Here is a 19,563-nt window from a genome sequence, read left to right on the forward strand (position 1 = left end):
TTAGAAGTAAAGAACTCGGGAGTCAACACCTTGCGATCGCAAATAGCGCGATACGGATTCCGCCGCATCACGACTTTGATAAGCACCTGCATGAATATAAGTACCACGCCCAGAATTTGTAAAAAAGGCATTAGGCACATATTGACGAACCCTTGCTAACAGAAATTGGTTATTAACAGGCGCGGGTATAGCGGCAACATAGCGAAAGTTTTGATTCTGAGTTGCTTGAGGTAATTGGGCATCATTGCTATAGCTAGTCACTGTCTGAGGTGACAGCGCATAGTTAGTCGTTGTCGTCGCATCAGAGGTTGTCGTCGCCGCAACTGGGGTCGTGGTAGGAATAAATCCTGTTTGCGGCTGCACATAGCCTGACTGGACTACTTGGGTCTGGGGTACAACGGACTGAGTTACAACCTGTCGAGTTTCTGGAACCAAGACCTGTTGCCATCGAGGAACTAAAACTTGCTGGGTTTGGACTTGAGGGACAACAGCACTGGTAGCGATCTGTTGATATTGAGGATTAGTATAAACGATGGTCTGTTGTGGTACTGAACTGAAAACTTGAGGCTGGGAATCGGGCTGGGAGCTTACGGGTTGAGTCGTCGTGGAGTTTTGTTGAATAACTACCTGCTGAGGGGTTGCCGAGGTGGTGGCACTGGCGGAGTCAGTAAAGGGAACTTGGACGTTACTTTCCTTTCCACCCGTGGATTTAAAGTACTTTTGGGCTGACAATCCAGATTGTTGCAGGGAGATCGCTAAGCTATCAGCACTCGTCTCTGAGTTAAATGTGCCAGCTTGGATCGCAGGTTGATCATTGATTTTTGTAGGAAAAGCAGTTGGTGCGATCGTACGAACTTTTTGTAATGTTGCAGGATCGTTACCTGCAACGAAGATCACGAAACGGGCTGATGCTGATTGCACGATCGCGAAGGAGGCGATCGTCACAGTGCCGAAAATACTAGCCTTTCTAACCCAGTTCACAACAGTACATCCTCACACTTGAATGTAATAACGGTTAAGTTTAACGCAACTAGATAAAGCGATGTTTTTTCTAGTCAAAACGATTTGGTTTATTTAAGCACCTATTCATCAAAAATATGTCGATCTGCAATAGATTAGGATCCAAGATGCTAAGCGATGTCCATCCTAATCTATTCACGGAAAATATTCACAGAAAATATCAATAACATCAATACTCCCTTCCCGCTATAAAATTAGACATTAAAAACCAAGAATTAGCGTTGCGGCGCAAAGCGCCGCAACGTCTAATTTTTCACTGGGAAGGGAGTAACAACATGGAAAAAATTAAAACGGGCTTAAATATTGCGATCTTTGTCTTTTTAGCGGGTTTTATTGGGCTTGAAGTATGGACATTGATATCCCACTTCCTGAAATAAAACTTGCGGCGCACGCTGCGCGTGCGCCGCAGCTTTTTGGGTTTTATATTTAATTGTACCTAGCCACTTAAGAAACCATTTAAGAATTACTTTCTGTTATCAAAAGCTCAAAGAGATCCCCCTCAATCCCCCTTAAAAAGGGGGAAGAAGATAATTCTCCCCCCTTTTTAAGGAGGGCTGGGGGGATCTAGACAATTCTTAAATAGTTTCTTAAAAAGGAAAAGAGATGCAGTGCTACATCTCTTTTCCTCTTTAAACCTTTGGAGCGGCACTCCGAATTTCTGAATAAAATGTAGATGACTTAACAATGCGATCGCTGTCCTGATCACCCTGCAACAGAGTAGCTACGCGAAATCTTAAATTAGGGTTACCATACCAAATCCGCTCTTCGATCGCTGCATGGGCTGTTACCGTTTGAATGGTTAATGCTTCATCTGCCCCAAACTCGTAAACCCCTTTACCCAGCTTGGTCAAAATCACACCTTTGCTCGGCATCTCTGGATCGGGAACGGGAACGAGCAAAGCATTTCCCCTAGGCTTATTACTACTGAGGGATTCTTCCTCCCATGAGATTTTGATGGGAAGCATCACAGTATTTAGATCGATGTCATGGCTTTGACATATGGCAATTAGTTCTGGGGCATCAAGGCTTAACGAGGTTATCTCAATCACTGAACGGCTATCATTACCATTGCCCTCACCAAATTGATGATCGCTGCGTTGCGATCGCCAGCGACCGACAAAGAGTTCGAGAAACTGATGAATATCCATTAGTGAAAATATAGTGAAAAATATAGTGAAATATAAAAATAGTTGATTTTGACACAAATTTTATAGCAATTTGCAGTCAAAGCAAAGGGGACGCATTGCGCCCCCTTTGCTTTCTAGACTTAAGAGTAAGGCAATGACCTTGCTCTTGCAGGTTCGATTTAACGACGAGGAACTAGACGTTCGTAGTCAAGATTTTGTGCAGATACAGGAGTGGAGTTCACGGGGTTCGCATTGATGCTGCGAGCCATATTCAAGAACAAAGCTGGATCGCCAGTTTTTGGCGCTCTGTCGGTAACCACATAGCTGCGAACTGTATTCTGCCAAACAAGTTGAGGGAAGCCCAATTGTGCGCGATGGTAAGCATCGTAGCGAGGGGACTTGATATTGAAAGGTACTTCACCGATCGCTTGACTGGGCAGAACGCGACGACGTTGGTAAGGAAGGGTATCTTCGCCAAAAGCTTCAAGATACTCATCGCTGTTAAGCAAGGCATCAATGAAACCTTCAATCCCTTTGGTAGCTACCACAATTGACCAAGCAATTTTTTCTTTTTCGCTGTAAACATCACGACCAAGAACGCGCTGTACGGTTTGCTCGACAAAGCGATAATTGCTGTTTTTTTCGTAAAAACTTCTTCTATAGGTGTCGGAGAGAATTAGTCCTCGTACAAATTGTCTGACTGAGATATTGCCAGAGCGCAATTGCGATTCGAGTGTGACTTCGCGATCAGTTGCAAACGCATGGAAGAAAATTTGACGATAAGCAGCTTCGATCAAATCATCCAGCTCAGTGCTAGAGAGCAGGTTTGCAGTGTTATAGATGCGAGGTGAGTTGTCACTACCGACTGTAAACCCAGCGACGCGAGAATTTTGCGATGCTGGAGCGTAATTCAACAAAGGAAGCGCCACGTTTAAATCTCCAAAATATTATCGAAAAGTTATAAAAATACTTATTCCCAAATTTTTATAGCGCTCCTAAATGATTGATGTTTTTGGCGGTTATAGGAGATGCATCGCTAAAATGCTTCTCTTACAACTCATTTAGGATGGCTACTGTGATGTTCAATTTTGCCCTAGGACATTTTGAATATCACAAAACCTAAATTTATGTTGGCAGACGGTTTTGACAGTTTTGACATTGTTTATGTCAAAAAGCAAACCGCAATCCAATGCGTTTAGGGCTAAATAAGCTAAATAAAATTACAAGAGGCTAACCTCTAGTCAATGATAGGATAGGCGAAATTAGCTAGTTCTACTTCCTTCATATAAGTTTACCTTTATTAAGGTTGCTCATCGTTTTATGGGATACATCACGGAGCTAAAAATTCTGCTATATTTCGCAATCACTAAGTTATCCCCATGATTTTTACATATCGCAAGTTCGCCGATCGCTTTTGGACATGGCGGGGTTATGAGATTGGTTATTGTGCGGAGGGACTAACAGAAAATTTAGATAAACCCGCACTGGTTTTAATTCACGGGTTTGGCGCTTCGGTGGGGCATTGGCGAAAAAATGTGCCTGTTTTAGCGCAAGAATTCCGAGTTTATGCGATCGACCTGCTGGGTTTTGGCAGTTCAGCTCAGCCTAACCCCAGCGATCTTGCCTATACTTTTGAAACTTGGGGGCAACAGGTTGCCGATTTCGTGCGTGAGGTAGTCGGCGATCGCGCTATTTTAATTGGTAATTCCATCGGGGCAGTGGTGGCGATGCAGGCGGCGATCTATGCCCCCGATCTGATCGTCAAGACAGTATTGATTAATTGCTCGTTACGCCTATTACAAGAACAAAATCAATTAGCAATGCCTTGGTTTAAAAGAGTCGGGGTGAAGGTAGTGCAGAATATTTTGGGTGTAAGGGCGATCGCCAAATTATTTTTTGATCGGGTGCGTCAGCCGCGATCGGTAAAACAAATTCTGTCGCAAGCCTACTTTCATAAAGAAGCTATTACCGATGAATTAATTGAAATCTTAATTAAGCCCGCCCAAAATCCTCATGCTGTTGATGTATTTATGGCTTTTGTGCGCTATTCCCAAGGTCCTAGACCCGAAGACCTATTAGCCATTTTGCCCTGCGATGCGATCGTGCTGTGGGGCGATCGCGATCCTTGGGAGCCGATCAGCTTAGGTCGCGCATCCTTTACAAAATTTACTGCGGTCAAAGAATTTATAGCGATCGCTAATGCAGGGCATTGCCCACAGGATGAAGTCCCAGAAGTAGTCAATGCGATTTTGCTAAGAGTTCTCGCACCGTAAGGTTTGAAAGATGAGTGGCGATGCTTCGCATCGCCACTCATCTTTGTTAAGAAATGGCTACGCCATTTCTTAACTTGGTAAGTAGCTAAGAGAGCGTACCGCCCGCGTAGCGGGCGGTACGCTCTTCTAGGTTTTAAGTTTACTTATGCTTAACTACTTATTAATAGGTTCTTTTGCCCGTTGCCAAACGGGAAAGAATACTTGTTATCAAAATCATCACAACTAGAACCAAGGCTCCAGCCCAAGCAAGTTGCTGCTGATTGATAAACTGAGGACCTCCAGGCACAATCGAGAAGTTATAAACAAGTACGCCCAAGGAAGCAGTTTTTTCCAAAACTCCATTTGCCCAATACTGACTGAAGAGTGCAGTAAAGATTAGAGGAGCTGTTTCACCCGCAGCCCTAGCAACTGCAAGCATTGCCCCTGTAACGATCGCAGGTAATGCGGCTGGCAAAACCACAAAAAATACAGTTTGGAATTTTGTAGCACCAACCCCAACTGCGGCTTGACGAATTTCATCGGGTACGAGCTTGAGGCTTTCTTCGCTCGTGCGGACGATAATGGGTAGCATCAGCACCGATAGAGCTATTCCTCCAGCAACAGCCGAAAACCCTAACCCAAGGGACAAACCACCCTTAATGACGACAATCCCATAGGTAAACACACCAACTACGATCGAAGGCACACCGCTCAAAACATTAGTTGCAAAGCGAATCCAAAAAACGATCTGATTTTTGCCGCCAAACTCGGAGACAAAGATCGCTGCCATCAGTCCAAACGGTACGCTGATTAGGGCGGCAATGCCAACCATTACCAATGTACCGACAATCGCATTACCAAAGCCACCGCCTGAAATGCCAGGGGCTGGGGGTAACTGCGTAAATACACCCAAGTCAATGCGACTCGCACCTTTAAAGATGACATAGGTGAGCACAGCAACCAACGGCAGTAGGGCGATCACTGCCGCACTAACCGTCAATCCTGTCATCAAATTACCAAAGAGATTGCGAGGAGAAGAAGAATCTCTTACTAAGTTCCCCATAGGGATTTTAGGCGTAGCAAGATTTTGAGGTTCAGCTGTCATATTTTAGTAAAAACCATTGGAAATTGGTATAACGCGAGAATGCAAATTATTTAATGCGTTGAACGCGCAAAATTAATAGCTCGGCGAGGATATTGACCAGCAGGGTCAGCGCAAACAACACGAAAGCGGCATACATTAAAGATGAAATCTGCAAGCCATCCGCTTCAGCGAATTCATTGGCTAACTTTGCGGCAATTGAATTGGAAGGAGCCAAAATTGAGAAGTTCACTTTTGAAGCATTGCCGATCAGCATGGTTACCGCCATAGTTTCACCCATTGCACGACCGAGAGCCAACATCACAGCACCGACGATCCCTGAGAAAGAAGCAGGTATCAATACCTTCACGATCGTCTCCCATCTTGTCGCACCCAAACCCATGGAGGCTTGACGCATGTCTTTAGGAACTGAAATCAAAGCTTCACGAGAAATAGCGGCGATCGTTGGCAAAATCATAATCGCCAATACGAGAGCAGCTGGTAACATCCCTGTTCCACTTAAAGGGGTACTAAATAGGGGGAACCACTTAAAGTTGTTGAATAGAAAATCGCCCACTGGTTTAATGACGGGAATTAGAACAAAGATGCCCCATAAACCATAGACTACGCTGGGAATAGCGGCTAAAAGCTCTACCAAAAACACAAGAATTTCCTGTACTTTATTGGGCAGAAATTCAAAATCCTCACTCAGAAAAACTGCTACCCCAACACCAACAGGAACTGCTACCAGCAGGGCGATTAAAGAGCTCACCAACGTACCATAGATTTGTGGTAGAACCCCATACGCATCTCTGGTAACATCCCAATCACTAGAGAACAAAAATCCTAAACCAAACTTACTAATTGCAGGAAAAGCATCAATTCCTACTTTAACCACCATTGAGATCAGGATGACAGCGACACCGATCCCAAAAATTCGAGTTAACCAGACAAAACCTTGATCGAGTTTCTGGGCAATGCCAGAACGCTGAGGCAAGCTGATCTCAGAAGTCGTAATTTCAGAACTCATTATGCAAATATTTAAAACGAACGTTACATGGGAATAAAGGAGAGAACTAAGGAAATAGGGCAAGGTCGAGATCTGTATCTAAACTTTGCCCTATTTTCAATCATAAATCAGGCTAAACTGTGGCAATTCTGCGGCAATTCATTATTGAATCTACACAAGTAATCTACACAATATGAGAAATTAAGAAATTGTGGCGATCGCAGGCTTTAGCTTGGTAACTACTTCGGTAGGTAGAGGGATATATCCCAATTCACCACTAAGTTTTTGACCTTCGGTCAAAGCCCAATCCAACATGGCTTTGATGGCTTCAGCCTTGTTAGGATCGTCATACTTCTTATAGAGCAGCAACCAAGTGTAGGAAACGATTGGATAGGCTCCATCACCCTTAGGATCTGGTTCAAACGCGATCAAATTGGCTGGCAAATCGATGACAGCAAGGGACTTAGAACCACTTTCAGGATCAGCTTTGATATACTTACCAGCCTTATTCTCAATAGTCGCAAAAGAGATTTTGTTTTGTACTGCATAGCCGTACTCGATATAACCGATCGCTCCAGCAGTTTGTTGGATTGCGGCGGCAACGCCTTCGTTACCCTTCGCACCAGTACCTGTGGGCCATTGAACCGATTTGCCTTCTCCAGGACCAGATTTCCATTCAGCACTCACAGCACTCAAGTGCTTCGTAAATACGCCAGTAGTTCCACTTCCATCGGAACGAGAGACAACGGATATGGCAGTATCGGGGAGTTTAACACCATCATTTAACTTGGCGATCGCAGGATCATTCCACTTGGTGATTTTGCCCAAGAAGATATTGCTATAAACTTCACGGCTAAGTTTCACTTCCTTAACATCTGGAAGATTGTAAGCAATCACAATACTGCCAGCCGCAACGGGGACTAGTACCGCACCCTTGGTAACTTTCGCAATCTCGTCATCTTTCATAGCGGTATCGCTTGCACCGAAATCAACCGTGCCAGCAATAAACTGCTTTACACCTGCGCCACTACCAACGGACTGATAGCCAATTTGAACGTTGGAATATTTTTTGTTGAATTCAGAAAACCAACGCTGATACAAAGGAGCGGGGAAAGAAGCTCCAGCGCCGCTAAGGGATATGCTCTTACCACCAGCTATCTGTGCTGATGTAGCAGGTGCTGATGCCGATGCTGTTGGCTTGCTAGTTCCGCTTGCCGCAGGTGTTGTGGGTGCAGGAGTTGGCTCTGGCGAGGTGCAAGATGCCAATGCGAAGCCAACGCCACCCAATGATAGATAGATTGCCTTACGGCGAGATAGTTTCAAGCTAGGACGCATAGTGATGATGTTATGAAACGTTGTAATAGTTCTAAGAAAGTTAACTCAAAAGGTTCTAAAACACTTCATAGTTAGCCATTAAATATTGCTCTAAGTAAAACCATAAATTGATTAGCTACATAGCAATCATCTTTAAACCATATTAAAACTTAACAGCTAGCAACTAAACCAAGGTTTCAATGAGCAAACAGAATCAATATACAACCCGAAGGTAAAGATAAGGTTAAGAGCAAAAACTGAGTCCGAATATTAGCGATCGCCACTCAAATAAATGGTAGTAAATGGTAGTAAATGGTAGCCCTTCAGTATAGAATTACTGGTATTGACCAATCTTTTATTTCTAGCCTAAAGCTTTGACCTGTAAGGTTTACAAGCAATTCAGAAAGACATGTAATCGAAAAGAAAGCTAGACTGGATATACTTCAGTGCTATATACTCTGGTTAAGTGCAACATCAATTTCTAATATAATTCTGCAATTATTTATTTTAGGATTAATGATTCCATATGTTATTATGCCTCCATTTGTTTGATAGAATGAATATAGAACCATAGCAACCGAACTGTGCAGAGAATCTATCCTAGAGATAACAAGAACTTCTTTTTATAATTCAATTAAGATTCAATTAATTTTGATTTAAGAGAATATAACAATAAAATTTTTTGTCTGAATGTATTTACAGCAACAGCTATTGCTGTAATGCTTAAGACTATATGGATTGAATGTCAAATCTAAGCATCTTAAATCTATACAAGAACTGATTCTGTATATATTTGCGATGCAAATCGAGATGTACATACTTCGGAACAGCTATCGAGGGCGCAACATTAGAATCACAAGAATCCCGATTTTGAGCCTTGGAAATCTCAAACTGAAAACCTTCACAAGTGAACATGAATTTAAATCCTATGGAAAACACAATTATTAATGCTGATAATGTTTCGGTATATTACGGTTCTAATCTTGCTGTTTCTGGAGTCAACTTAGCGATTAATACGAATCAAATTACAGCCTTCATCGGTCCTTCAGGCTGTGGAAAAAGTACGGTTTTACGTTGTTTCAATCGTTTAAATGATTTAATTGCTGGAGCAAAAGTAAAAGGTAAGATTACCTTCGGTAGTCACGATCTTTACGATCCCAAGATCGATCCCGTAGCGGTACGCCGTCGGATTGGTATGGTATTTCAGCGTCCCAACCCATTTCCAAAATCTATTTACGAAAATATTGCCTTTGGTCCTCGGATTAATGGATACAAAGGAAGCAAGAGCGATATGGACGATCTTGTAGAACGTTCGCTGAAGCAAGCGGCGATTTGGGATGAAGTCAAGGATAAACTCAAAGAAAGTGGTTTAGCGCTCTCAGGGGGGCAACAACAAAGACTATGTATTGCGCGAGCGATCGCTACCGAGCCAGAAGTTATTTTGATGGATGAACCCTGCTCGGCGCTCGACCCTATTTCGACTCTGAGAATTGAGGAGTTGATGACAGAACTCAAGCAGCGCTTCACAATTGTAATTGTGACTCACAATATGCAACAAGCCTCACGGGTATCTGACATCACGGGATTCTTCAATACCGAACTAAGCGAAACAGGTCGACGTACGGGCAAGCTAGTAGAGATCGATCGCACTTCCGTAATTTTCAGCAGCCCAAGACAAACTGCAACTGAAGAGTACATCAGCGGTAGATTTGGTTAAACCAATTACACCCATACTTACCAAGAGCTAAATCTTGCAGAGATTTAGCTCTTGATAAATATGGGCGGCGCTTCGCGCTAGCCAAACCCAAAACAGTGTTGCCGCGCTCGGCGCGGCAACACTGTTTTGGGTTTTAATTTTGTCCAAAAAAGAAAGTAGGCTAAAAGTGCCATGCCTTCTTTTCTATTTTTTTTGAGAAAGTTTCTGAAAAAATGTTAGTTTTTGGTAGTGCGATATTTTCAAGCAAAAATAAATACCGATGGAGCCACTCAGATCTCCGATCAAAACTAGTAGCAATGTGGTTACGCCTCTACTTGAATTGCGTGATATTCACAAAAGTTTTGGGAATAACGCGGTACTAAATGGGGTCGATCTAACCTTACATTCAGGTGAAGCGATCGCCATTATTGGACCTTCGGGTACAGGCAAATCAACAATTTTGCGGGTAATTTGTGGGCTACTTCATCCCGATCAGGGTGAAGTCTATATCAATGGCAATCTGGTTTCCTCGGAAGAGGATGTACAGGAGGGAAACTACGGATTAGACATCGGTATGGTGTTTCAAAATGCCGCCCTATTTGACTCGCTCACGGTTGCCGAAAATGTGGGTTTTTCGTTATTTGAACATTCCCGACTATCCCGTCGTGAAATTTATCGACTGGTAGAGCATAAACTTGCCTTGGTGGGCTTAGACAATATTTGCGATCGCTATCCCAACCAGCTATCGGGCGGGATGCGTAAGCGCGTTAGTTTTGCCCGTGCGATTATGGACGACCCCACCGTAAAAACCCAAGTCAAAAAAGTCTTGCTCTATGATGAACCAACCGCAGGACTCGATCCCGTAGCTTCAACGATTATCGAAGACTTAATGCGATCGCTAAGAGAGCAAAAGGTTTGCGATAGTTATATTGTCGTCACACATCAAAATAGTACGATCCGTCGTACCTCTGATCGCCTGATCGTTCTTTATCGGGGATCGGTGCGCTACGCAGGAAACGTGAGTACAATTGATACGACTGACAATCCATACGTCAGACAATTTTTTAGTGGTAGCACTGAAGGTCCAATTCAACTTTTGACTAGGGAGGTATAAGGCTCGTGCAGCGAAAAACTTTACGCGACGGTGCGCTTGGCTTATTTATCATTGGTGGAGTAGTGGCTCTAGGAGGCGCGTTGTTATGGTTGCGTGGGCTGCAACTAAGTAGTAGTAAGTTTACATTTACGATCAAGATCCCTGATGCGAGTGGACTGAATAATGGCTCGGTAGTTAGGTTCCGTGGCGTAGAGGTAGGGCGCATTACGACCCTCACTCCCCAAACCGAGGGCGTGGATGTCCTCGTCAGTATTGACAACTCCAAATTGATTATTCCGAAGCAATCCGTGGCGGAAACAAATCAGAGTGGCTTCTTGGGAAATACCAATATTGATATTTTTCCGCCGAAGGACAAAGTAGCGATCGATCCGCAAATGAATCCCCTCGCCAAGGACTGCAATAGTGAGCTAATTATCTGTCAGGGTGGCGAAATGGAAGGTATGCGGGGCGTAAGCTTCATCGCCTTGCTCAAGGATACGAGTTCCACTTTACGCAAAATTAACGATCAAGGATTGATTGATAACCTCGGTGACACCTTAGCCGCCGCCAAAGCTACCGCTAAAAGTATCCAGAAATTGACCGATACGGCAAATCGGGTAGTTGGTTCCTTTGAAAATCAAATCGCCAAGTTTGGCGATACTGCCGATGCCATTAGTGGTGCGGCTACTAAAGTAGGTAATGTAGCAAGTAGCGCCCAAGACTTGATCGAGGTCAATCGCGAAAAACTAGCCCAGACCCTTGATGGGATCGCCGCAACTTCACGGGAAGCGCGATCGCTCCTAGCTAGTGCCAAACCTTTGTTAAATGACGGCAAATTGATCGCGAATTTACAGAAGCTTGCGGAAAATGCCGCCGAGACCTCCGCCAATCTTCGGAAAGTATCGGGCGAGTTAAACGACCCTGCGACGATTGCCTCATTGCGAGAAACCCTTGATTCAGCCCGTGTAACTTTTGCTAATACCAAAAAAATTACCGCCGATCTTGACGAACTAACGGGCGATCCCAAACTGCGCAGTAATATTCGCAATTTGATCAATGGATTGGGAGGCTTGCTATCTAATGCCCCCAATTTAGATACCATTGTCCCCACAGCCAATAACCCCAGTCCTAGCGATCCCGCAGCAACGAAACTACCTTCATCGGTGGAGGTTGCCCGCAATAAGGTGATTAAATCTAATGCCGACGACCCTCGCTTTAAGCGCGAAAAGTTTCTGGATGCGGCAAAGATCAAAATCAATAGCCCTAAACCTAGCGCTAGTATTGCTAAATCAGAAATATTGCCTAACACCAATATTTCCCAACCCGATCGTTAACGGAGTCAATGAACTTATTACCTATTCAAATTTGGCTGATTATAGGTATTGCTCTTTGTGTACTTGAGCTATTGGTTCCATTGCCAACATTTTTGATTGCGGGAGCCATGGGCGTAGCCGCCTTATTGGTAGCGGCAGTTTCTTTAATTCTGCCTATACCTGCTCTCCAAATAGTGGTTTGGATGCTGCTCGCAAGCTCGCTCGCGATCGCTTTACGAAGATTCATTCCTAAGGATTCAAACCAGCTTAAGGAATCCAGTGAAGGAGTTACGATTACCGAAATTCCCGCAGGGGAAACAGGTAGAGTCAAGTATGAAGGAGGCTCTTGGAAAGCCAAATGCGACCATCCCCAAACGGCGATCGCCGCCCATCAAAAGGTAATCGTTCTGCGCCGACAGGGCACGACATTAATCGTTGTACCTGAAAATTGGTTAAATCATTAAATCCATTTCCAAGGGAAATGCGGCAATTTGTGAAGCATTTCTTTTGGAAATGTTGTATCTCCTAAGCCAAGCTTATACCAAGTTAAGAAATGGCTACGCCATTTTGACATTTGGTATTACTTAATTAATATTTAATTAAGATTACCTATTAAGGTGAAATGATGCCGTAAATCACGCCGTAAATCACGCCATAAATATCACCATAAATATTAAGAAAAAAATAATTTTCAATTTATCCAATCAAAACTTTTCCACAGACTTTTCCACAGATATTGGCTTTTTTTCCACAGATAAGGGAGAGTTTTCCACAGGTTATCCCCAAGATAAACACACTTTAGCCTTACTGGTTAAGGATTCGTTAACGGAAAGCGGTATTGACTTGGGAAAACTTTGCAAGGCAGTTAATTATGAAGTTATATGAATAAAAAACTATGAAAACCCTGATTCCATCAAGCCTATTTCATTTATTTGTCATAAGTAGTTAACAGTTCGTTACGTTGACAAGAAGCACTGGTTGAACGCACAATTAAGTCCCGACCGATGAAAAATGGTTGCTTGAGTTCGATAAAACTTGCTTAAAAGTTGAGGTTTCAGCATGAGTACGACCGTCAGTATATTGGCAGAGATTCCTGAAGAATTGCACGAAACCCTCAAAGGTTACTTAGAGTCTCATCCTGACTGGGATCAAGATCGCGTATTTGCCGCTGCTCTATCTTTATTTTTGCTGCAAAATGGTGGCGATCGCTTATCCCGCAATGCCACCTCTAGCTATCGCAGCACTGCCAAGGTGTACTTAAACGCTTTATTTCAACACTCTGTTTAAAGGCTTATACCTAAGCACAGACTTGCTTCTAGACTTGGGTTGAGATGAATATTCATGCAAATTTTCCTGCAAACTACAGACCCTTGTATTAGACTGAGAATTGCTCGACGACCTAGACCAATGAAACTATGACCTCCGCCCAGATTCCTGAAGTTAATCCATTAGATGTTCTTGTCGTTGGGGCAGGGATTTCAGGTTTAACGATCGCCCATGAACTAGCGATCGCCAAAAACTATCGCGTCTTGGTGGCGGAGGCACAGGATCGGGTGGGCGGCGCGATTACTAGCGCCAAAAATGACGAGGGCTATCAATGGGAGGAAGGACCTAATAGCTTCCAGCCAGCCCCCGAATTATTACGTTTAGCCGTAGAAGTCGGACTTAAGGATGAATTGGAGCTTGCGGATGGCAAGCTCCCCCGCTTTGTATTTCTCAACGGCAAGTTAAATGCTTTGCCCATGTCTCCGCCAACGGCGATCGCTTCCCGAATTTTGACTTGGGGTGGCAAAATCCGTCTCGCTTTGGGGGCAATGGGTTTTGCACGCCCTGCGATGGCGGGAGAAGAATCCGTCGATCGCTTCTTTTCGCGCCTATTAGGTAGACAAGCAGTCGATCGCTTGGTTGCCCCCTTCATTTCTGGAGTATATGCGGGTGATCCCAAGCGGCTCAGTGCCAAGGCTGCTTTTGCCAAAATTGCCAAGCTGGAAACCTATGGCGGTTTGCTTGCTGGGGCAATATTATCGAGTAAAGAGCGCAAAGCCCAAAAACTTAACGATCCGCGCATTCCGAAGACGAAGGCAGGGGAATTGGGTTCCTTTCGCGAGGGCATAAAGATGCTCCCTGAAGCGATCGCCGCTAAATTAAGGGCACAGGGTACAGCTGTTAAGCAACAATGGACTCTGCGATCGCTAGAGAAGCAAGGCGAAATCTATATTTCCAAATTTGATACCCCAACGGGCGAAGAAATTGTGACCTCGCGATCGGTCGTTCTTTCCACACCCGCCTATGTGACTGCAAAATTATTACAAGATTATTTGCCCGCCGCGAGCCAAGCCTTAGATGAGATTTTTTACCCGACGGTAGCCTGTGTGGTACTTGCCTATCCCAAAAGCGAATTTCTCTATGACATGAAAGGCTTTGGCAACTTGATTCCTCGGACAGAGGGAGTTAGAACCCTAGGGACAATTTGGTCATCTAGCCTCTTTTCGGGACGCGCCCCCGCAGGTTGGCAACTATTGCTCAATTTTATCGGCGGCACTCTCGATCCCGCTCTAGCCCATTTATCAGAAGCAGAGATCATTACGGCTGTGCATCAAGATCTCAAAAAAACAATTCTTCGCCCCGATACAAAGGTATCTCCCAAAGCGATCGCCGTTCATGTGTGGGATAAGGCTATTCCTCAATACGAAATCGGGCATTTAGAGCGCCTTGCCACGATAGAAGCCGAATTGCAAAAATCCTCAGGGCTATATGTCAGTGCGAATTTTATTGGCGGAGTCGCCTTAGGTGACTGCATCAAGCGTAGCTTGCAAGAAGCTCATAAAATTGCAGCTTTTTTAGAACCCATTTAGAAACCATTTAAGAGTTGTCTAGCTCCCCCTCAATCCCCTTTTTTATGATAAGTAGCGGAACTAGGCGCAATTAAATATAAATCTCCAAACCTGTAGCGCAGGCTCAGCGTGCGCTATAGTTTTTAATTTTGGGCTGTGATAAAGGGTTTGCGTAGCAAACCCTTTATCAGTTTCAAATTATCCCGAACTCGCGCTCAATAACGCTACTCAATGACTAGCCATCGATCAATAAGTCCCTTAGGGGGAGTAACTTCAATCCTCTTTTGATGAATATCCACAAAGGGGGCGATCGCTTCGACAAAGGGAATTAACTCCACCTCTTGATTATCAAGATTACGAACCTCTAACAAATCATTGCCAGCAGCAATGATACTAATAACTTCGCCAAGTAGCTTACCCGTCGGTTGATGGTAAACCTGACAACCAACTAAATCCGCAATCATATATTCGTTGTGTTCGAGGTAAGGGCGATCGCTAGTGGGAATCATCATCACGTAATTCCGTAAAGCTTCGGCGCGATCGCAATCATTAATCCCCTCTAGGCGAACTACAAATAGATTCTTTTTACCAGCAACCTCGCGCCCCGACAACATCATGATCTCTTGGGGTTCATCCTTCTCAGATGGCGCGATCCAGCGCTTCCCAGCATTTTCAAACCTTTCAGGAAAATCTGAATAGGACAATATCCTCACCTCGCCTTTCAGCCCCTGCGGTGAGACTATTTTGCCAATTATTAACCAATCTTCAGCCATAATATTTATCCTAGTTTGCCAAGCCTCGTTGCCGAGTCCTGTTACCAAATCCCGCTTAGGAAAGCTTAGCAAAACCTATAACATTCTCTCTATTTGTTCCAATGCATCTAGCGCGGCGGCTCGTTCTGCTTCTTTTTTACTAGCAAAATTTCGCAGACTTTGACCGTATAGGCGATCGCCAACATATACTTTAGACGCAAATTCAGGCGTATGATCGGTTCCGCCTACTTTTTCGGTCACATACTTGGGCAAAATATGCCCAATGTAGGACTGTACCCATTCCTGCAAACGATTTTTCGCATCTAGATCAGCCCGAGTATTCACCAGTTCTGGCGGTACTGAGTCAAATAGAGCCTCCACCGCAGGGCGCACCGCCTCCACATCACAATTGCAATCTAGGTAAAAAGCCCCGATCATTGCTTCAAAGGCGCAGCTTAACAAGTTTTCACTCTTATTACCCCCATCACGCATGGCTCCTTTGCCTAGTAAAATTTGGCTATCTAGGGCTAAAGCGATCGCAAAGTTTGCCAACTGTTTCTCATCGACAAGGGCTGCGCGGCGACGAGTTAATTCGTCTTCACCTAAATCCGCATGTTGCCGATAAAGATAGGAACCACTGAGAAAGTTTAAGATCGCATCTCCCAAAAACTCCAACCGCTCATTATCCTCTCCCGCACTAGGATTTTCGTGAACATAGGAGCGATGGGTCAGCGCCATTCGCAATAAATTCTCATTCTTAAAAACAAATAAGTCTTTCATGATGACCTTAAGCACGGCAAGTTCGATTGGAGATATTGCCATCGGGCAAGACTGTCTGACAGATCCTTACCTCATTCATCCATCCCACATCTACTTCAGCATATTTTAGATTAGCGCCATCAAAGTTGGCACAGCGTAGATCGGCTCCCGTCAGATCGGCTCCCGTCAGATCGGCTCCCGTCAGATCGGCATTCCACAGATTTGCCGCATTAAAGCAAGCTCCCCGCAAAACCGTCCCCCGCAAAACTGCCTTGCTTAGGTTGCTACCGATAAAACTAACATTACTCAAATTGAGTCCGCTTAAATTGGCTAAGCGTAAATTAAGCTCGCTAAAATCTACGCGATCGAGATCGGCTTCGCGTAAATCAACTTCACTTAAATTTGCCCCATGTAAATTTGCTCCATGCAAACTGGACTCACTCAAGTCGGCTTCACTGAGATCAGCATTTTGCAAATTTGCTCGGCTTAAATTAGCTCTAAATAAAAAGGCGTGATGTAAATTAGCATGACTTAAGTCGGTATTAGAGAGATTTGTCTCTAAAAGATAGGCTTTTTGCAAGTTCACCCGTTTAAAATCCATCCCATGCAAGTTCGTACAGTTCAAAATCGCGAGCCGAAAGTTTGCGCTGTTAAGATGCGCATTCGCAAACTGCACCCCACTTAAGCCCGCATAGGTAAAATTTGTACGGGTGATATTAGCATTACTAAGATTAGCGTCCAATAGAGATGCTCCGCTTAGATCGGCATCGGATAAATTTGCACCTGATAGATCGGTATTACAGAGATTTGCCTCCCAGAGATTGGCAAAAACTAGATTTGTGTTCCGTAAAATTGCATGGCTAAGGTCAACTTTACTTAAATCTACTCCCTTCAAATCCCATCCCTCGAAGTTCCTTTCTCCTTGGGAATAACGTTCTATCAAATTGCGTTTCTTAGCAATGTGATCCAACATAGCAATTGTATACTTTTATCAAAAAGAACGAATGCGTCTCTCGTTCATCCCTCAATTCAATTCATGTAAGTACTTCAGCATAATTAAAATCCAGAGCTAAAACCTGCGACGCACGCTGCGCGATCGCCGCAGGTTTTAGGAGTTTATATTTAATTAAGCCCACTTACTTATAGCAATCCCAAATGATTTATGAGAGGCTTAGATTTCGCTCAGCCAACTGGATATGTTGGCTGAGCGAAATCTAAGCCCTATCTTTCTCATAAATGATCTAGGACTGCTATATAGTGTTCCCTAGTCTAATAAGGTGCATTGAGTCATTGACCCGCTTTTGACGGATAAGTAACTCAATGTAACCCGATTACTTGAAAAGCGCTATAACCCGATTGAATGTCAGAATCTAGGTTTGATTACAGTGCAAAGCAATGAAATCAAACTCTGTGATCAAACTGTGCGATCAAACTGTGAAATGGCAAACGATGTTTGCATATTACTTTGCTTTCGCCTTTTGTTGTTGTTTTTCTTGACGTTTTTCAGCTTGCTTAGTTTTTTCTTTCTCCCTTTTAATAGCATCTTTAGCGGCTTTGGCAGCTAACTCCGCTTTATGCTTGGCTTCCCTTGTCTCCTCTTCCCGTTTTTCTTGGTAGTAGGCATAATCGCCTGCATAGACGCAAAGCTCGCCATCGCGGATTTCCACAATTTTATTGGCGACCTGCGAGATGAAATAGCGATCGTGGGAGATTACAGCTACAGTACCCTCATATTCGCGCAACGCAGCCTCTAACATCTCCTTAGCGGGAATATCAAGGTGGTTAGTCGGCTCGTCAAGGATCAAAAAGTTTACTGGGGTAAGCAACATTTTTGCCAGTGCTAGCCTCGCCTTTTCGCCACCACTGAGATCGCGCACGTTTTTAAAGACCGTATCGCCACTAAATAGAAATTTACCCAGCACGCCCCGTACTTCTTCGTGGGTCATCTTCGGAAAATCATCGTGAATGGTATGAAACACATCTTTGTTTAAATCAAGGGCTTCAGCTTGATTTTGCTCGAAATAGCCAATGAGAACGTTATGACCTAGAACAATTTCGCCTTCGTTATAGGATTCTTTGCCGACTACCATTTTTAATAGGGTTGATTTCCCTGCTCCATTTGGTCCTAAAAAGGCAACCCGATCGCCTCTTTCGATCTCCAGTTTTGCGCCTAAAAATAGGATCTGATCGCCATAGGCATGGGTCAAGTTCTTGATTTCCACGCTAACGCGCCCACTGCGGGAGGCTGGGGGGAAATGAAATTTTAGGGTTCTAACATCGCTCTCAGGGGCTTCGATGCGATCAATTTTGTCGAGTTGCTTTTCGCGGCTCTTGGCTTGGGTACTGCGCGTAGCACTTGCCCTGAAACGATCAACAAAGACCTGTTGTTTTTCGATGTATTTTTGCTGGCGTTCAAAGGCAGCTCCCTGAGCGGCTTTAGCTTCCGCCTTTTGCGCTAGGTACGATGAGTAGTTGCCCAGATAGGTTGTCGATACGCCCCGCTCAGTTTCCACGATTGAGGTACAGAGACGATCAAGAAACTCACGGTCATGGGAAACGATTACCATTGGGGTACTGAGCGATCGCAAATATTTCTCCAACCATTCGATCGTTTCTAAATCGAGGTGGTTGGTCGGTTCGTCCAGCAGTAATAGGTCTGGCGATTGGAGCAAAATTTTGCCTAAGCCCATCCGCATCTGCCAACCGCCGCTATATTCGCTCACAAAGCGATCGCCATCATCGGCTTTAAAACCTAAGTCTGGCAATAGCTTATCAATGCGGCTTTCCAATTCATAGCCGTTATGATCTTCAAATTGACGCTGGAGGCGATCCATTTTCTTGAGGATCGGCTCGTAGTCCTCACCATCTTTTAAATTTTCCAGATGATGGTGGACGATCGCTAATTCTTTTTGGATTTCCCGCACTTCCTGAAAGGCTTGCCACATCTCTTGCTTTACCGTCCTCGTCTCTTCGATGTCAAATTCTTGACTGAGATAGGCAATTTTCAGGCTCGAAGGTCGCACGATCTGCCCTGCGGTCGGTTCGATTTCCCCTGCAATAATTTTGAGCTGTGTTGACTTCCCCGCGCCATTTACGCCAACTAAACCAATGCGATCGCCTGTTTTAACTTCCCAGTTAACGTCTTTGAGGACTTCGCCAGTGGGATAAATTTTCTGAATGTGTTCGAGACGAAGCATAGATTTAGGGGAGCAACAAAACTTAACTTTTTATTAAGATTATCATTTTTTTGTAACAAAAGCATCACCCCAATCTAAAAGAAGCTCTAAAAGAAGTATCAATGCGCTTTTTATAT

The 19,563-nt window shown here is 44.2% G+C and carries 17 protein-coding genes; 7 read left to right on the forward strand and 10 right to left on the reverse strand.

The features are described from left to right. From PseudUWO310_RS08715 to PseudUWO310_RS08725, 3 genes are all read right to left on the reverse strand, one after another. A complete protein-coding gene (locus tag PseudUWO310_RS08715; RefSeq protein ID WP_142600287.1) occupies positions 1-981 on the reverse strand; it encodes a hypothetical protein in 981 nt (326 codons plus the stop codon). A gap of 668 nt (positions 982-1,649) precedes the next feature. Further along, positions 1,650-2,168 (reverse strand): phycobiliprotein lyase, encoded by a 519-nt coding sequence (locus PseudUWO310_RS08720; protein WP_142600288.1) that lies wholly within the window; start codon positions 2,166-2,168, stop codon positions 1,650-1,652. A gap of 158 nt (positions 2,169-2,326) precedes the next feature. After that, positions 2,327-3,076 carry a phycobilisome rod-core linker polypeptide gene (locus tag PseudUWO310_RS08725; protein WP_142600289.1) on the reverse strand — a complete coding sequence of 250 codons (750 nt, stop codon included), beginning with the start codon at positions 3,074-3,076 and terminating at the stop codon, positions 2,327-2,329. Positions 3,077-3,526: 450 nt separating this feature from the next. On the opposite strand from PseudUWO310_RS08725, the gene PseudUWO310_RS08730 reads away from it, so the two are divergent. Continuing rightward, positions 3,527-4,420 (forward strand): alpha/beta fold hydrolase, encoded by an 894-nt coding sequence (locus tag PseudUWO310_RS08730; RefSeq protein WP_142600290.1) that lies wholly within the window; start codon positions 3,527-3,529, stop codon positions 4,418-4,420. A gap of 160 nt (positions 4,421-4,580) precedes the next feature. Here the strand turns inward: PseudUWO310_RS08730 and pstA are convergent, their stop codons facing one another. The 3 genes from pstA to pstS form a co-directional block, all read right to left on the reverse strand. Continuing rightward, entirely contained in the window at positions 4,581-5,504 is a 924-nt protein-coding gene (gene pstA / locus PseudUWO310_RS08735) for a phosphate ABC transporter permease PstA (protein ID WP_142600291.1), read from the reverse strand. Between the two features lie 46 nt (positions 5,505-5,550). Continuing rightward, a complete protein-coding gene (gene pstC, locus PseudUWO310_RS08740; protein WP_142600292.1) occupies positions 5,551-6,510 on the reverse strand; it encodes a phosphate ABC transporter permease subunit PstC in 960 nt (319 codons plus the stop codon). A 180-nt stretch (positions 6,511-6,690) separates the two neighbouring features. Continuing rightward, positions 6,691-7,824, reverse strand: coding sequence for a phosphate ABC transporter substrate-binding protein PstS (pstS, locus tag PseudUWO310_RS08745; RefSeq protein ID WP_142600293.1), 1,134 nt, complete (start codon positions 7,822-7,824; stop codon positions 6,691-6,693). Positions 7,825-8,731: 907 nt separating this feature from the next. Here pstS and pstB point away from each other — a divergent pair. The 6 genes from pstB (at position 8,732) to hemG (ending at position 14,760) form a co-directional block, all read left to right on the forward strand. Beyond that, a complete protein-coding gene (pstB, locus tag PseudUWO310_RS08750; protein WP_009626002.1) occupies positions 8,732-9,520 on the forward strand; it encodes a phosphate ABC transporter ATP-binding protein PstB in 789 nt (262 codons plus the stop codon). Between the two features lie 259 nt (positions 9,521-9,779). Next, positions 9,780-10,613 (forward strand): ABC transporter ATP-binding protein, encoded by an 834-nt coding sequence (locus tag PseudUWO310_RS08755; protein WP_142600294.1) that lies wholly within the window; start codon positions 9,780-9,782, stop codon positions 10,611-10,613. Between the two features lie 5 nt (positions 10,614-10,618). Continuing rightward, on the forward strand, positions 10,619-11,926 hold the full coding sequence (locus PseudUWO310_RS08760) for an MlaD family protein (protein ID WP_142600295.1): 1,308 nt from the start codon (positions 10,619-10,621) through the stop codon (positions 11,924-11,926). Positions 11,927-11,934: 8 nt separating this feature from the next. Further along, the gene (locus PseudUWO310_RS08765) at positions 11,935-12,369 is read left to right on the forward strand and encodes an NfeD family protein (RefSeq protein WP_142600296.1); all 435 of its coding nucleotides are present in this window, start codon (positions 11,935-11,937) and stop codon (positions 12,367-12,369) included. A gap of 595 nt (positions 12,370-12,964) precedes the next feature. After that, positions 12,965-13,192, forward strand: coding sequence for a DUF2811 domain-containing protein (locus PseudUWO310_RS08770; protein ID WP_142600297.1), 228 nt, complete (start codon positions 12,965-12,967; stop codon positions 13,190-13,192). A gap of 128 nt (positions 13,193-13,320) precedes the next feature. Further along, on the forward strand, positions 13,321-14,760 hold the full coding sequence (gene hemG / locus PseudUWO310_RS08775; protein WP_142600298.1) for a protoporphyrinogen oxidase: 1,440 nt from the start codon (positions 13,321-13,323) through the stop codon (positions 14,758-14,760). Positions 14,761-14,963: 203 nt separating this feature from the next. Here hemG and rimM read toward each other — a convergent pair whose 3' ends face one another. The 4 genes from rimM to PseudUWO310_RS08795 all read right to left on the reverse strand — a co-directional run bounded on the left by rimM (position 14,964) and on the right by PseudUWO310_RS08795 (position 19,447). After that, the gene (gene rimM / locus PseudUWO310_RS08780; RefSeq protein ID WP_142600299.1) at positions 14,964-15,512 is read right to left on the reverse strand and encodes a ribosome maturation factor RimM; all 549 of its coding nucleotides are present in this window, start codon (positions 15,510-15,512) and stop codon (positions 14,964-14,966) included. Positions 15,513-15,587: 75 nt separating this feature from the next. Continuing rightward, the gene (gene rnc, locus PseudUWO310_RS08785) at positions 15,588-16,271 is read right to left on the reverse strand and encodes a ribonuclease III (RefSeq protein ID WP_142600303.1); all 684 of its coding nucleotides are present in this window, start codon (positions 16,269-16,271) and stop codon (positions 15,588-15,590) included. A gap of 7 nt (positions 16,272-16,278) precedes the next feature. Then, a complete protein-coding gene (locus tag PseudUWO310_RS08790) occupies positions 16,279-17,223 on the reverse strand; it encodes a pentapeptide repeat-containing protein (protein ID WP_142600300.1) in 945 nt (314 codons plus the stop codon). A 487-nt stretch (positions 17,224-17,710) separates the two neighbouring features. Continuing rightward, the gene (locus tag PseudUWO310_RS08795; protein ID WP_142600301.1) at positions 17,711-19,447 is read right to left on the reverse strand and encodes an ABC-F family ATP-binding cassette domain-containing protein; all 1,737 of its coding nucleotides are present in this window, start codon (positions 19,445-19,447) and stop codon (positions 17,711-17,713) included. Positions 19,448-19,563 lie beyond the last annotated feature (116 nt).

The organism is Pseudanabaena sp. UWO310, from assembly GCF_006861605.1.
GTDB lineage: Bacteria > Cyanobacteriota > Cyanobacteriia > Pseudanabaenales > Pseudanabaenaceae > Pseudanabaena.